This window comes from Cupriavidus cauae, from assembly GCF_026210475.1.
Classification (GTDB): domain Bacteria; phylum Pseudomonadota; class Gammaproteobacteria; order Burkholderiales; family Burkholderiaceae; genus Cupriavidus; species Cupriavidus cauae.
Map to the genome: position 1 here is coordinate 590563 of NZ_CP080293.1, position 14519 is coordinate 605081.

Consider the following 14519-nt stretch of genomic DNA (forward strand, 5'->3'; position numbering starts at 1 on the left):
TACCTACGTACCTACGTACCTACGTACGTAAACGCACATCCAGCCGCCGCTCCGCGCAACGGTGCCCCATGGTCTTTAAAGATTGTTTACGTATACGTAGATAGTAGTAGTAGGTAAACGGCGCCCTCCACAGTGGATAAGGCCGCCGCGCCCTTGCGGCACAAGGGCTGGCGGAGTGTATAAGGCTTAGGGGAAAACCCGACGTATACGGGATAACCCGATGCCCTCGCGGAAACGGGTTCGGAACGCACCGGACTTGTTCGTCCGGTCCACAGGCGCCCCACAGGCTGCCCAGCGCTTGTCCCTTGTGCGGCGCACAGGACGGGCACAGGGTTGTCCCCGGAGTTATCCCCAGGGCGCCGTGAAAACGCCTTGCGCGGATCAGTGCGAACTCGGCCGCAACGCCCGCCGGCCGCGCTGCACCAGCATCACGCCGGCCAGCACGATGGCGCCGGCGATCACGCCGCCGACCAGATTGATCAGCAGCGGCCCCAGCCAGGACAGGAAGGGTCCGACGCCGGGGATGGCCGCGAGCCATTGCGCGGCGGTCTCTTCCAGATGGTGCGCCCACGGCAGGCCGTGAACGAGGATGCCGCCGCCGACCAGGAACATCGCGATCGTGCCGGCCACCGACAGCGTCTTCATCAGGATCGGCGCCAGCCGCAGCAGGCCATCGCCGATGCGGCGCGCGAAGCCGTTGCCGCGGCCGCTCAGATAGAGCCCGGCATCGTCGAGCTTGACGATGCCCGCCACCAGCCCGTAGACCCCCACCGTCATCAGCAGCGAGATCGCGGTCAGCACCGCCAGCCGCGTGCCGAACGGCGCGTTGGCGACCGTGCCGAGCGAGATCACGATGATCTCGGCGGACAGGATGAAGTCGGTGCGCACCGCGCCCTTGATCTTTTCCTTCTCCAGCGCGACCAGGTCGACCGCGGGATTGGCCGCCGCCTGCCGCAGCGCGGCGCGCTCGACCGCCTCCCGGGCGCGCTCGGTCGGTTCGGCGTGGCCGGGCAGGTAGCGGTGGGCAAGCTTCTCGAAGCCCTCGTAGCACAGGAAGGCGCCGCCGATCATCAGCAGCGGCGTCACGGCCCACGGCGCGAAGGCGCTGATGGCCAGCGCCGCCGGGACCAGGATCACCTTGTTGCGCAGCGAACCCAGCGCCACCGCCCACACCACCGGCAGCTCGCGCTCGGCCTTCAGGCCGGTCACCTGCTGCGCGTTCAGCGCGAGGTCGTCGCCGAGCACGCCCGCGGTCTTGCGCGCGGCGACCTTGCTCATCGTGGCGACGTCGTCGAGGATCGTCGAAATATCGTCGAGCAGCGCAAGCAGGCTGGCACCGGCCATCTCAGCGGCCTCCCTGCAGCAGCTGGCCTGCAACGGTACGGCGATCGAAACTCGGCATGGTTCGGGCTCCTGTGGGGTTGGAGAATCGGCAAGGCGCCGCGGGCCGCGGCCGGGACCGCGAGTGGCGCCGCCATCGCGCCATACTGCCATAGCCGCTCCCGCTTCCAGCATGGCGGGCATGTCGGATTTTGTCTGATTTTTTTACGTCACTTGGATCTGTAGCATGGGGCGTCATGCGCAGGCACCGGGCGGCTGTTGCGCCGGCGCCCCCGCCTCTCCCCAATTCCACCCGGTCGCCCATGCCCCAAACCCTTGCGCGCAGCGATCTGCTGCGTACGCTCGTCATTCCCCTGCTGCTTGCGGCGCTTCTTGTCGCGGACCTGCTGACCCCGCTCGGCGTCGCCGAGTGGATCTTCTATCTGCTGCCGATCTGCCTGTGCGTGTTCGTCGACCGGCCGATGATGCCGCTATGGACGGCCGCCGGGGCGACCCTGCTGATGGCGGCCGGCTATATCTTCTCGCCGGGCGGGGGCGATCCGACCATCGGCCTGATCAACCGCCTCTGCGGCACCGTGGTGATGTGGTTCCTCGCCGCGGCGATCTACCGCTATATCGCGAGCCAGCTGCAGATGCGCCGCTTCGTCTGGCTGCAGGAGGGCCAGGTACGCGTGGTCCAGCAGACCCGCGGACTCGATACGCCGGCCGAGGTCGGCACCGCGCTGCTGCGCGCGCTGGTGCCGCTGGTGCAGGCCCAGGCCGGCGTGGTCTACCGGCTCGAGGACGCCAGCCTGAAGCGGCTGGCGGGCTGGGCCGCGCCGGCGGACACGCCGGAGAACCTGGCGCTCGGCGAGACGCTGGCCGGACAGGCCGCCAGCGAGAACCGGCCGCTGCTGGCGCGCGGGCTGTCCTCGCACTATCTGCGCATCGGCTCGGCGCTGGGGCGCGACGTGCCGCAGGCGGTGCTGGCCGCGCCGCTGACCTCGGACGGCCATGTGGTCGGCGTGGTGGAGCTGGCCTTCGCCAGCGCGCAGCCGAAGCTGGACGATGCCGTCGAACTGATCGGGCGCGTTGCCGAGGCGGCCGGCGTGGCGCTGACCGCCTCCGCCTATCGCGCGCGTCTGGAGACGCTGCTGGCTCAGACCCAGCGCCAGGCCGAGGAACTGCAGGTCCAGCAGGAGGAGCTGCGCGTTTCCAACGAAGAACTGGAGGAACGCGGACGCGCGCTGATGGAGTCGCAGGCGCGGCTCGAGACGCAGCAGGCCGAGCTCGAGCAGAGCAACGTCCAGCTGGAGGAACACACCCAGCTGCTGGAGGCGCAGAAGCGCGACCTGCTGCAATACCAGGCCGAGCTGGCCGCCGGCGCGCGGGCGCTGGAGCGCGCCAACCAGTACAAGTCCGAGTTCCTGGCCAACATGTCGCACGAGCTGCGCACCCCGCTCAACAGCGCGCTGATCCTGGCCAAGCTGCTGCAGGACAACAAGGAAGGCAACATGACGCCCGAGCAGGTGCGCTATGCCGCCACCATCCATTCGGCCAATACCGACCTGCTGAACCTGATCAACGACATCCTCGACCTGTCCAAGATCGAGGCCGGCCATCTGACGGTGCAGCCCGAGCCGGTCGACATCGAGGCGTTGGTCGGCGGCCTCGCGCAAGGCTTCGCGCCGATCGCCGCGCAGAAGTCGGTGCAGTTCCGCATCGAGCGCGCGCCGGACCTGCCCGCGACGCTGGTGACCGACAACGTGCGGCTGCAGCAGATCCTGCGCAACCTGCTGTCCAACGCCTTCAAGTTCACCGAGCGCGGCGAGGTGACGCTGTCGGTCACGCGCGATGGCCACGACGGCATGCGCTTCGCCGTGCGCGATACCGGCATCGGCATTGCGCGCGACAAGCAGGCCATCATCTTCGAGGCCTTCCAGCAGGCCGACGGCACCACCAGCCGGCGCTATGGCGGCACGGGCCTGGGCCTGTCGATCTCGCGCCAGCTGGCGCAACTGCTCAACGGCACGCTGACGGTCGACAGCGAACCAGGGGCCGGCAGCACCTTCACGCTGACGCTGCCGCTGGAATTCATCGGACCGGCCGCGCCGGCCGCGGCCGTCTCGTCGGTCCCCCCTGCCCCGGCGGCGGTGCTCGAAGCGGCGGCCCAGGTCGCGGCCGAAGGCGGCATCGACGTGACCGAGGCGCTGACCTCGCCGCAACCCGCGCCGGTGCCCGAGGCGGTCGCCGCGATGTCCGCGCCGACGCATGCCGCCGGCGCAAGACAAGGGCACACGGCGCAGATGTCGCACACCACGCCCACGGCGCAGAGCGCGTCTCCGATCACGATCAGCGCGCCGCCGCTGCACACCATGCTCGGCCCGGCGCCGATCGACGACGACCGCGACCGGCGCTCGCGCGGCAACCGCCTGATCCTGGTCATCGAGGACGACGTCGCCTTCGCGCGGATCCTCTACGACCTGGCGCACGAACTCGACTTTGACTGCCTGCACGCGACCACCGCGCAGCAGGGGCTGGAGCTGGCGCGCGAATACCAGCCCTGCGGCATCCTGCTCGATGTCGCGCTGCCCGACCATTCGGGGCTGACGCTGCTCGACTGGCTCAAGCGCGACCCGGCCACGCGGCATATCCCGACCCACCTGGTGTCGATCAGCGACCATGCCGAGGCGGCGCTGCACCGCGGCGCGATCGGCTACACGCTCAAGCCGAGCGGCCGCGACGACCTCGCCAGCGTGATCCGCGAACTGGAAGCGCGCATGGCGCGAGGCGGCATGCGCACGGTGCTGGTGGTCGAGGACGACGCCACGCTGCGCGAGAGCATCCGCGCGCTGCTGCAATCGGCCGACATCGACATCGTCACCGCCGACACCGTGTCGGGGGCGCTGGCGCGGCTGTCGGAACGCCGCTTCGATTGCGTGGTGATGGACCTGGCGCTGCCGGACGGCTCGGGCCACGACCTGCTCGAGCAGATGGCGGCCGATGCCTCGTATTCGATGCCGCCGGTGATCGTCTACACGGGCCGTCAGCTGTCGGCCGAGGACGAGCAGCAGCTGCGCCGCCATTCCAAGTCGATCATCATCAAGGGCGCGCGCTCGCCCGAGCGGCTGCTCGACGAGGTCACGCTGTTCCTGCACAGCGTCGAATCGGCGCTGCCACCGGAACACCAGCGCATGCTGCGCGCGGTACGCAGCCGCGACGATGCCTTCGAGGGCCGCCGGCTGCTGCTGGTGGAGGACGACGCGCGCAATATCTTCGCGCTGTCCAAGGTCATCGAACCGCTCGGCGCGCAGGTCGAGATCGCGCGCAACGGCCGCCAGGCCCTTGAAATTCTCGACGGCCGCGACGATATCGACCTGGTGCTGATGGACATCATGATGCCGGAGATGGACGGACTGACCGCGATGCGGCATATCCGCCAGGATGGCCGCCACGCGCAATTGCCGATCATCGCGCTGACCGCCAAGGCGATGTCGTCCGATCGCGAGGCCTGCCTGCTGGCCGGGGCCAACGACTACATCGCCAAGCCGATCGATATCGACAAGCTGCTTTCGCTGTGCCGGGTATGGCTGCACGCGCGCTGACCCCTCCCGCCCGCCCTTCGACCGGCCCCATGCCGGCCGACGACGCCTTCGCGGCCGTGCCCGCCGACGACTTCGAGATCGAGCTCGAATTGCTGCTCGAGGGCATCTTCCGCAAGTACCAGCACGATTTCCGCGGCTATTCGCGCGCCTCGCTGCGGCGCCGGCTGTCGCAGGCGCTGCGCGACCTGCGGCTCGACACGCTGTCGCAGTTGCAGGACCGCATGCTGCGCGATCCCGCGCTGTTCGGGCGGCTGTTCCAGTACCTGACGGTGCAGGTCAGCGAGATGTTCCGCGATCCCTCGTACTTCCGCGCGATCCGCGAACATGTGGCGCCCGTGCTCAAGACCTATCCGTCGATCACGGTGTGGGTCGCCGGCTGCAGCACCGGCGAGGAGCTGTGGTCGCTGGCGATCCTGTTCGCCGAGGAGGGCCTGCACGAGCGCACCACCTTCTATGCGACGGACATCAACCCGGCGGCCCTGGCCGAAGCGCGCGCCGGGGTCTACGACGCCGGCCGGCTGCGCGGCTTCGGCCGCAATTACCTCGCCGCGGGCGGCCGGCATTCGCTGGGCGACTACTATCACGCCGCCTATGGCAAGGCCAAGTTCGATGCCGGCCTGGTCTCGCGCGCGGTGTTTGCCGACCACAGCCTGGCGACCGACAGCGTGTTCCAGGAAGCGCAACTGATCTCGTGCCGCAACGTGCTGATCTACTTCGATCGCGCGCTGCAGGACCGCGCGCTCGGGCTGTTCCGCGACGCGCTGGTGCGCCACGGTTTTCTGGGGCTGGGCAGCAAGGAAACGCTGCAGTTCAGCGCGCACGCCGAGGCGTTCGAGGCGGTGATGCCGTCGGACCGGTTGTATCGCAAGCGGTGAAGTCGCGCCGGCATCGCCGCATCGACATCGCTCTATCGACATCGCCATATCAACATCACCGCATTGACATCGACGCATTGACACCACCGCATTGACTCCACCGCATTGACACGACTTATCGCCGCATGAACGCCTCCATCGCCAACCCGTCCCCCGCGCCCGACGCCGTCGTCATCGGCGGCTCGGCCGGCGGCATCGAGGCGCTGAACGTGCTGCTGCCGATGCTGCCGGCGGCCTTCCGTCCGGCGCTGATCGTGGTGCTGCATCTGCGGCCGGATACGCCAAGCCTGCTGCCGCAGCTGTTCTCGCTGCGCTGCGCGCTACCGGTCTGCGAGGCCGAGGACAAGATGCCGGTGCGGCACGGCCACCTGTACCTGGCGCCGCCCGACTATCACCTGCTGGTCGAGCGCGACAGCCGCCACGGTGGCGCTTACTCCGGCAGTCACGTCGGTACTCCCGTTGGAAATCTCGGCAGCGAGCGCGCCGAAGGCGTGCATTTCGCGCTGTCGGTCGATCCGCCCGAGCGCTTCTCGCGCCCGTCGATCGACGTGCTGTTCGAGTCCGCCGCGCATGCCTGGCGCGAGGCGCTGCTCGGCATCCTGCTCAGCGGCGCCAACGACGACGGCGCGCGCGGGCTCGAGACCATCCGCCACTGCGGCGGACGAACCTGGGTGCAGGCCCCGGACACCGCGTCGGCCGAGACCATGCCGGCCGAGGCGATCGCGCGCGGCGCGGTCGACGAGGTGCTGACCCTGGAAGCGATCGGCAGCCGGCTGCGGCGCGCCGTCCACTGAAACCTTGCCATGTCCGATCCCATCAAGATCCTGACCGTCGACGACATCGCCAGCAATCTGACCGCGCTCGATGCGGTGCTGGCGCGACCCGATGTCGAACTGGTGCACGCCAACTCCGGCCCGCAGGCGCTGGACCTGCTGCTGCAGCACGAGTTCGGCCTGGCCATCCTCGACGTGCACATGCCGGGCATGGACGGCTTCGAGCTGGCCGAGCTGATGCGCGGCAGCACCCGAACCAACCATATCCCGATCCTGTTCCTGACCGCGGCCGGCTACGACAGCCAGCGCACGTTCAAGGGCTATGCGACCGGCGCGGTCGATTTCCTCTACAAGCCGCTGGACGCCAACATCCTCGCCGCCAAGGTCGATGTGTTCGTGCAGCTGGCCCGGCAGAAGCAGCAGCTGGCCGAGCAGCTCGCCACCACGCAGCGGCTGCTGAAGGCCAACGAGATGCTGATGGCGGTGCTGGCGCACGACCTGCGCACGCCGCTGTCGGCGATCCTGGCTTCGACCTCGTTCCTTGAGCGCTTCTGCCACGACCAGAAAACCGCGCCCGCGGTCGAGCGCATCCGCCGCAGCGGCACGCGCATGGTGCGGATGGTCGATCAGCTGCTCGACGTCGCACGGCTGCACGGCGGCCGCATGCAGCCCGCGGTGCAGCGCGAGGACCTGCATGCGCTGTGCGCGGCGATCGTCGACGAACACGAGAGCCGGCACGGCAAGGGCCGGCTGCTGCTGGAACGTTTCGGCGATACGGTGGCGACGGTGGACCCCGGGCTGCTGTCGCAGGTGCTGGCCAACCTGATCGGCAACGCGCTGCAGCATGGCGACCCGGCAGTGCCGGTGCGCGTGCGTGTCGAGGGCACGGACGAGCGCGTGACGGTGGCGGTCAGCAACGGCGGCGCGATCCCGCCTGACCTGCTGCCGCATCTGTTCGACGCCTTCCGCTCGGGGCGCTCGGCCACCGAATCCGAGGGGCTGGGGCTGGGCCTGCATATCGCGCGCGAGCTGGCGATGCTGCATGGCGGCGATATCGAAGTCGTTTCGCGCGAGGGGACGGGAACGACCTTCACGGTGTGGGTGCCGCGGCAGGGGGGTGTGTAGCCGTTCGCTGGTCGTTTGGGGGCGCCCGTCGTCGGGTACCCTGCTCCCGTGACGCTGGTCCTCTGCGCACTGTTCATTCGGCGCGCGCGTCATTGGGCGCTGGTCATTCGGTCCGTAATACCCTCGCCATCTGCTGCGCCGCCTCCTGCAGCACCGGCACCGCGCGCAGCAGCCCTTCCAGCGGCACGCGCGCGGTCGGCGCGTGGCAGGCGATCGCCGCCAGCACCGGGCGCGCGTTGGCCGCCGCCGTACCGTTGGCCTCCGGCCCCAGCTCGCGCACCGGCACCGCCACCGCGGTCATGCCGCGCACGAATTCCTCGTTGTCGACACCGATGCCGCGCGCGCCGAGCCGATCGAGCTCGGCCTCCAGCAGCGACAGGTCCGCCAGCGTGCGCGGCGTATTGCGCGTCAGCACCAGACGCTGCAGCGTCTGCTGCCGCTCCAGCCGGCTCATCGCCGACAGGAACAGCTTGCCGCTGGCGGTGCAATGCAGCGGCACATGGATGCCCGGCGACAGTTGCAGCCGCAGCGGCTCGTGCGTTTCGACGCGTTCGACGTAGAGCACGCGATCGCCGTCCAGCGCGGTCAGATTGCAGGTCTCGCCCAGGGCTGCCACCAGCCGGCCCAGGATCGCGCGGCATTCGCGCAGCACCGGCGGGCTGCGCAACGTCTGCAGCGCCAGCCCGGCGGCCCGCGGTCCCGGCACGAAGCCGCGTTCGGCCGGCATCTGCAGTACGAACCCGGCGCTCTCCATCGCCGCCAGCAGGCGCATCAGCGTGGTCTTCGGCACGTGCAGGCGCTGCGACAGTTGCGCCAGGGTCTGCGGATGCTGGGCGCGGGCGAGCGCATCGAGCACCATCAGCACGCGCAGGCTGCGCGCGTCCTCGTCGGTCACCCGCGGGTCTGCCGGACTCTCTGCTGCACTGCGATTCTGAAACGGAATTTGCACGTTCTGTTTCACTTTCCGCGCCTCCACGCGTATTACCTTTTCATTCCCGGGTCGGCAAATAAAATCGGGACAAGTCGTTCCATTATAAGAACGTTGCTGACAGGACCCGCGGCCAATGCGCCCCGGACAAACCCTGCCCGCAACACCCGATCAGGAGACAGCGACGATGTCGCAAACCGTTGACTACATCGTGGTGGGCGCCGGCTCGGCCGGCTGCGTGCTGGCCAACCGGCTCAGCGAGGACGGCCGCCACGCGGTGTGCCTGCTCGAGGCCGGACCGCCGGACCGCTATCCGTGGATCCATATCCCCATCGGCTACGGCAAGACGATGTTTCACAAGGAGGTCAACTGGGGCTTCCATACCGACCCCGACCCGAACATGCTGAACCGGCGCATCTACTGGCCGCGCGGCCGCACGCTGGGCGGCAGCAGCGCCATCAACGGCCTGATCTACGTGCGCGGGCAGCGCGAGGACTACGACCACTGGGCCGCGCTCGGCAATCGCGGCTGGAGCTGGGACGACTGCCTGCCCTACTTCCGCAAGCTCGAGAACAACGACCTCGGCCCCGGCCCGACGCGCGGCACCGATGGACCGCTGAACGCGACCTCGATCGATCGGCGTCATCCGCTGGTCGATGCCTTCATCGAGGCCGGCGAAGCGCTCGGCCTGCCGCGCAAGGCCGATTTCAATACCGGCGACCAGGAAGGCGTCGGCTACTACCAGCTGACCACGCGCAAGGGCTGGCGCTGCTCGACCGCGGTGGCCTATCTGCGGCCGGCGCAGTCGCGTCCCAATCTGCGCATCGAGACCGGCGCGCATACGACCGCGATCCTGTTCGAAGGGCGGCGCGCGGTGGGCGTGCGCTATATGCAGAACGGCCGCCAGCACGTGCTGCGCGCGCGCCGCGAGGTGCTGCTGTGCGCCGGCGCGCTGCAGTCGCCGCAGCTGCTACAGCTGTCCGGGATCGGACCGGCGAGCCTGCTGCGCGAGTTCGGTGTGCCGGTGGTGCACGCGCTGCCCGGTGTTGGCGAGAACCTGCAGGACCATCTGCAGATCCGGCTGATCTACCAGGTGGCGCGGCCGATCACCACCAACGACCAGTTGCGCTCGCTGTTCGGCAAGGCCCGCATGGGGCTCGAATGGCTGCTGTGGCGGCAGGGACCGCTGGCGATCGGCATCAACCAGGGCGCGATGTTCTGCCGCGTGCTGCCGCAGGAGAGCGCGACGCCCGATACGCAGTTTCACTTCGCCACGTTGTCGGCCGACATGGCGGGCGGCCAGGTCCATCCGTTCTCGGGCTGCACGTATTCGGTCTGCCAGCTGCGGCCGGAGTCGCGCGGCACGGTGCGGATCCGCTCGACCGATCCGTTCACGCCGCCGTCGATGCAGCCGAACTATCTCTCGGCCGAGCTGGACCGGCGCAGCGCGATCGCCTCGGTCCGCTTCGCCCGCCGCGTGGCGCAGACCGAGCCGATGCGCTCGCTGATGCAGGCCGAGTTCCGGCCCGGCGACGCCGTGCAGTCGGACGACGAGATCCTGCATTTCTGCCGCGAGTACGGCGCCACCATCTTCCATCCGTCTGGCACCGCCAAGATGGGGCCGGCCAGCGATCCGTTCGCGGTGGTCGACGAGCGGCTGCGCGTGCATGGCGTGGCGGGCCTGCGCGTGGTCGATTGCTCGGTGATGCCGACGCTGGTGTCGGGCAATACCAATGTGCCGGTCGTGATGATGGCCGAGCGCGCAGCGGACTTCATTCGCGAGGATGCGCGCGCGGAGACGGTCGGCGAGATCGTCGGCGCGGGGGCGGTAGGGCCGGTTCAGGATGAACGCGAGACCGAGCGCGAGACCGAGCGACAAACCGCACGCGAGACCGAGCACCAAACCGAGCGCGATACCGAGGGCCAAGGCGAGCACCAGGCCCGGCACCAGGCCCCTCACCAACCCGAGCGCGGCATCACCGAGCCGGTCTGACCCCGGCCCGCCATCGCCCCGCCAACGCATAGCGGCAGCGAACCCGGGCTCGGTTCGCTGCGCCACCCACGGCCGAGCCCAGCAGCGCGCGCGCCCGCATACTCATTCCACCAAGGGCGCCGTCAATCCAAAGGAGACAAGCATGGCAAGCCCCAACGAGCAGGCGGTACGCAAGGTCGCGATGGCATCGGTGATCGGCGCCACCATCGAGTGGTACGACTTCTTCCTGTACGGCGTCGTCGCCGGCATCGTGTTCAACAAGCTGTATTTCCCGGCCGGCGATCCGGTGGTCGCCACCATGCTGGCCTACACCACCTTCGCGGTGGGCTTCGTCACGCGGCCGCTCGGCGGCGTCATCTTCGGCCACTTCGGCGACCGCGTCGGCCGCAAGAGCATGCTGGTGATCACGCTGATGATCATGGGCATCTCGACCTTCCTGATCGGCCTGGTGCCCACCTACGACAGCATCGGGCTGTGGGCGCCGATCCTGCTGCTGTTGCTGCGCGTGCTGCAGGGCATCGGGCTCGGCGGCGAATGGGGCGGCGCGGTGCTGATGGCCTACGAATACGCGCCGCCGGGCCGCAAGGGCTTCTATGCCTCGCTGCCCCAGATCGGGCTGTCGATCGGCCTGTGCCTGGCCTCCGGCGTGGTGGCGCTGCTGTCGCTGACGCTGACGGACGAGCAGTTCCTCAGCTGGGGCTGGCGCGTGGCCTTCCTGGTGTCCGCCGGCATGGTCTTCGTCGGCATGTATATCCGGCTGTCGATCAAGGAAACGCCCGAGTTCACCGCGGTCAAGCAGCGCAACGCCGAGACGCGCATTCCCTTCGTCGACATGATGCGGCGCTACCCCGGCAATATCCTCAAGGGCATGGGCGCGCGCTATATCGACGGGGTCTTCTTCAATGTCTTCGGCGTGTTCTCGATCAGCTATCTGACCCAGACGGTGAAGATCAGCCGCACCGAGGCGCTGACCGGCGTGATGGCCGCAGCCATCGTGATGTGTTTCTTCATCCCGTTCTTCGGCCACCTGTCGGACCGCATCGGCCGCACCCGCGTCTACTTCTGGGGATCGCTGATTACCGCATGCTCGGCCTTCCCCGCGTTCTGGCTGATGTTCAACGGCGGCGGCAACGTGATGCTGCTGTGGCTGGCCATCATCGTGCCGTTCGGCATCTTCTACGCCGCGGTCTACGGCCCGGAGGCGGCGCTGTTCTGCGAGCTGTTCGACGCCAAGGTCCGCTATACCGGCATCTCCTTCGTCTACCAGTTCTCGGGCATCTTCGCGTCGGGGATCACGCCGATCATCGCCACCGCGCTGCTGAAGTCGGGCGAGGGCAAGCCTTGGCAGATCTGTGCGTACGTGATGTTCGCCGGGCTGGTGTCGGCAGTGTCGGCCGCGTTGATCGGGCGCTCGTCGGGATCGGGAGAGGTGCGGGAGGCGGGGCCGGTCGTGGCGGCTTCGGCCAGGCAGATGCGCTAGTCGTCCGTGATGGCCGGAGCCGAGGCTTCGGCCAGGCAGATGCGCCAATCGTCCGCGAGGGCCGGAGCTGAAGCTTCGGCCAGGCAGATGCGCTGATCGTCCGCGAGGGCCGGAGCCGAGGCTTCGGCCAGGCAGATGCGCTAATCGTCCGCGAGGGCCGTAGCCGCAGCTTCGGCCTTTTCTTCCACCAGGAACTTGACGTTCAAGGTCGTCCACTCGCTGGAGCGGATCACCAGCCGATTGCCCTCGATCGGGTAGAAGCGCCCGTGCTCCTCCAGGCCGCGCCCACGGTCGTCGGTCAATTTGCGCCGGGACGCGGCCGACAGGATGATGCGCTCCAGCTCCCCGTCGCTCTTGAACTCGAAATCCTCCAGCAGGCCGGTGTAGAGATAGGACTGGTCCTTCATCGGCACCACGGCGCTGACGACCACCATGGCGCCGTCGCTGATGCCCGAATCGATGCCGCTGAAGAGGTAGTACCAGGGCGCCTGTTGCCGGAAAAAGCCGCTCGCCCAGCTGTTCGGGTGGTCCAGATGGAACCGGCTGACCAGCCACCGGCGCAGCATGGCCAGCGCGAAGGCGAGGCCAAACGTCCCGGCGAAGAAGCCGAACACCGGCCAAGGGTGTTCGTTCAGCCATTCATAGCGGTGCGGCGGGACGCTGGCTGCCGCCGCACCGCCCGACAGCATGCGCAAGGCGTCGCCGAGATAAAGCTGGTAACCGAAATGCTCGCTGGCGACGAGGCCGACCACGGCATCCACGATCAGCGCCAGCACGATGGATTTGATCGCCGTCGCCCCGAAGGGCGTCATGTCGGCTTCGCGCGCCTCTCTGGCCTGGCTGTAGTGGTGGTAAAGGAAGCCCGGCGCGACCAGGAAAAACAGCAGGATCGCGGGCAGCGCGATGTTCAAGGTCAGCCCTGGGCGGGAATCAGCTTCAGCTTGACCTCGCGCTCAACGCCCTTGGCGGCGTCCCGGATCTTGAACGTCCTGGTGGAGTTCAGCTTCCCGGTGGCAATGAACTCGCGCAGCGCCTTGTCGCTCTCGGGATCGCTGCGGATCAGCTTGACCGTGTTCCTGACAGTGGCTTTCATCGCTTGTCCTCCAATGGGAAAAGTATAGTAGGTCCGACTCGTTCGACCTCAAGCTGTTATTTCACGCCAGATTTCCATGCGTTCCCAGCCGTGCGGAAAGCCCATTGCCTGTACCGGAACGGCATATTGGGTAATCAGCTTCTTGAGATCGGCACACCAGCTTTGCTTGGGCGAAATCCGCCGCATACAGTGCGTCAGGATGACAAGGGAGTTGTAGAGCTTACGGGAGCCATGCTGGAATCCATCGCGCAGCGCAGCGGGCTTGTTCCGAGGCAAAACCGGGGTAATCGTGAACTCCCGGTTCCAGAGCCGGCAGTGATGCGCGCAGGTGTTGCGTACCAATGAAAGGTGACGCAGCCACGATTCCCATACCTTCTCGTCCACCCCATATTCCATCGCAATGGCCCGGCGGGCCGGCATCGGTTTGAGGTTGTTGTACCAGCGAGAAAGCAGTCCGAGCGTCATTACCTCACAGACCGCCCACACTGGGGGCAAGGGCTCTGCGTAAGTCGCTTTCAAATGTTTGATGAACACTTCGTCGGACCGGCCTACTTCTTCGGCAAGCTTATCGAGGTTCAGTCGCCATAGGTGGGGCTTGAACGCCAATGCGACATCGAGATGGGCGTGAGGCCCGTATCGGTGAGCCAATTGATAGGCCCACTGGCTGCGCATGGAAACCTCCAGGCGTTCGATGGCATCGAGGACATGCAGCCGCAAGGCGCGATCGAATGCGTAGAGATTCATCACGTCAGCAAAGCGGCTGCCGGGCCTGAAAATATGGTTGGTGTGGTCCTGTTGGAATGGCAGCCAGTACGCCGCGAGGCAGTAATAATTCAGATGTCGCAGGCAGGCTTCTGCTTCCGCCGGATCGTCGATCATCATGCCCCGCCGTTGCAGCAAGGCCACCTGCTGCGCGTGAGTCGTAGCCGGCTTGCCAAAGGGGATTTTCATCGTTGTTCCGATGCAGCCCTGGCCAGACTCTGCCGCACAAAAAAGTAACCCGCCGGTTTGAGGGTACGCTCGCGCGCATAGCCTTGGCGGGTTTTGTTGCCGCGTAGTATAGGGGCGGGCCGGAGCCCGGTGCAAGAGGTTCGCTTCATGGCACGCATATCAGCATGCCTGCTGCACAGCGTCGACTTCAACGCTGCAGCAAGCTGTCGGTTCTTGCATTCTGCGTTCTGGCGGCCCCAAAGGCCCCAAAAAGCAAAAGGCCAGAGCGCACGCTCTGGCCTTTGAATCTTGGTGGACCGAAGGAGGATCGAACTCCCGACCTCTGCATTGCGAACGCAGCGCTCTCCCAGCTGAGCTATCGGCCCGTAGCGGGCGA

The 14519-nt window shown here is 67.6% G+C and carries 10 protein-coding genes, 1 tRNA gene and 1 pseudogene; 6 read left to right on the forward strand and 6 right to left on the reverse strand.

Annotated features, from left to right (window positions below):
* Positions 1–381 precede the first annotated feature (381 nt).
* The gene (locus KZ686_RS02730; protein ID WP_149317553.1) at positions 382–1344 is read right to left on the reverse strand and encodes a DUF808 domain-containing protein; all 963 of its coding nucleotides are present in this window, start codon (positions 1342–1344) and stop codon (positions 382–384) included.
* Between the two features lie 299 nt (positions 1345–1643).
* Between KZ686_RS02730 and KZ686_RS02735 the strand changes: the two genes are divergently transcribed.
* The 4 genes from KZ686_RS02735 to KZ686_RS02750 all read left to right on the forward strand — a co-directional run bounded on the left by KZ686_RS02735 (position 1644) and on the right by KZ686_RS02750 (position 7698).
* The gene (locus tag KZ686_RS02735; RefSeq protein WP_265632956.1) at positions 1644–4925 is read left to right on the forward strand and encodes a hybrid sensor histidine kinase/response regulator; all 3282 of its coding nucleotides are present in this window, start codon (positions 1644–1646) and stop codon (positions 4923–4925) included.
* Positions 4926–4954: 29 nt separating this feature from the next.
* Positions 4955–5800, forward strand: coding sequence for a CheR family methyltransferase (locus KZ686_RS02740; protein ID WP_226107726.1), 846 nt, complete (start codon positions 4955–4957; stop codon positions 5798–5800).
* 125 nt (positions 5801–5925) lie between these two features.
* Positions 5926–6594: a chemotaxis protein CheB gene (locus KZ686_RS02745; RefSeq protein WP_149317550.1), complete on the forward strand. Its 669-nt coding sequence runs from the start codon at positions 5926–5928 to the stop codon at positions 6592–6594.
* A gap of 9 nt (positions 6595–6603) precedes the next feature.
* Positions 6604–7698 (forward strand): hybrid sensor histidine kinase/response regulator, encoded by a 1095-nt coding sequence (locus KZ686_RS02750; protein ID WP_150081970.1) that lies wholly within the window; start codon positions 6604–6606, stop codon positions 7696–7698.
* A 103-nt stretch (positions 7699–7801) separates the two neighbouring features.
* Here the strand turns inward: KZ686_RS02750 and KZ686_RS02755 are convergent, their stop codons facing one another.
* Positions 7802–8659: an IclR family transcriptional regulator gene (locus KZ686_RS02755; protein WP_149317548.1), complete on the reverse strand. Its 858-nt coding sequence runs from the start codon at positions 8657–8659 to the stop codon at positions 7802–7804.
* Between the two features lie 154 nt (positions 8660–8813).
* Between KZ686_RS02755 and KZ686_RS02760 the strand changes: the two are divergent.
* Both KZ686_RS02760 and KZ686_RS02765 read left to right on the forward strand, forming a co-directional pair.
* A pseudogene (locus KZ686_RS02760) lies at positions 8814–10421 on the forward strand (GMC family oxidoreductase); the annotation flags it as partial.
* Positions 10422–10761: 340 nt separating this feature from the next.
* Positions 10762–12099 (forward strand): MFS transporter, encoded by a 1338-nt coding sequence (locus KZ686_RS02765; RefSeq protein ID WP_265632958.1) that lies wholly within the window; start codon positions 10762–10764, stop codon positions 12097–12099.
* Between the two features lie 140 nt (positions 12100–12239).
* Here the strand turns inward: KZ686_RS02765 and KZ686_RS02770 are convergent, their stop codons facing one another.
* From KZ686_RS02770 to KZ686_RS02785, 4 genes are all read right to left on the reverse strand, one after another.
* On the reverse strand, positions 12240–13010 hold the full coding sequence (locus tag KZ686_RS02770) for a DUF6338 family protein (protein WP_265632959.1): 771 nt from the start codon (positions 13008–13010) through the stop codon (positions 12240–12242).
* A gap of 2 nt (positions 13011–13012) precedes the next feature.
* The gene (locus tag KZ686_RS02775) at positions 13013–13192 is read right to left on the reverse strand and encodes a hypothetical protein (RefSeq protein WP_238509542.1); all 180 of its coding nucleotides are present in this window, start codon (positions 13190–13192) and stop codon (positions 13013–13015) included.
* Between the two features lie 48 nt (positions 13193–13240).
* On the reverse strand, positions 13241–14143 hold the full coding sequence (locus KZ686_RS02780; RefSeq protein ID WP_265632960.1) for an Abi family protein: 903 nt from the start codon (positions 14141–14143) through the stop codon (positions 13241–13243).
* Between the two features lie 289 nt (positions 14144–14432).
* Positions 14433–14508, reverse strand: a tRNA-Ala gene (locus KZ686_RS02785).
* Between the last annotated feature and the right edge of the window lie 11 nt (positions 14509–14519).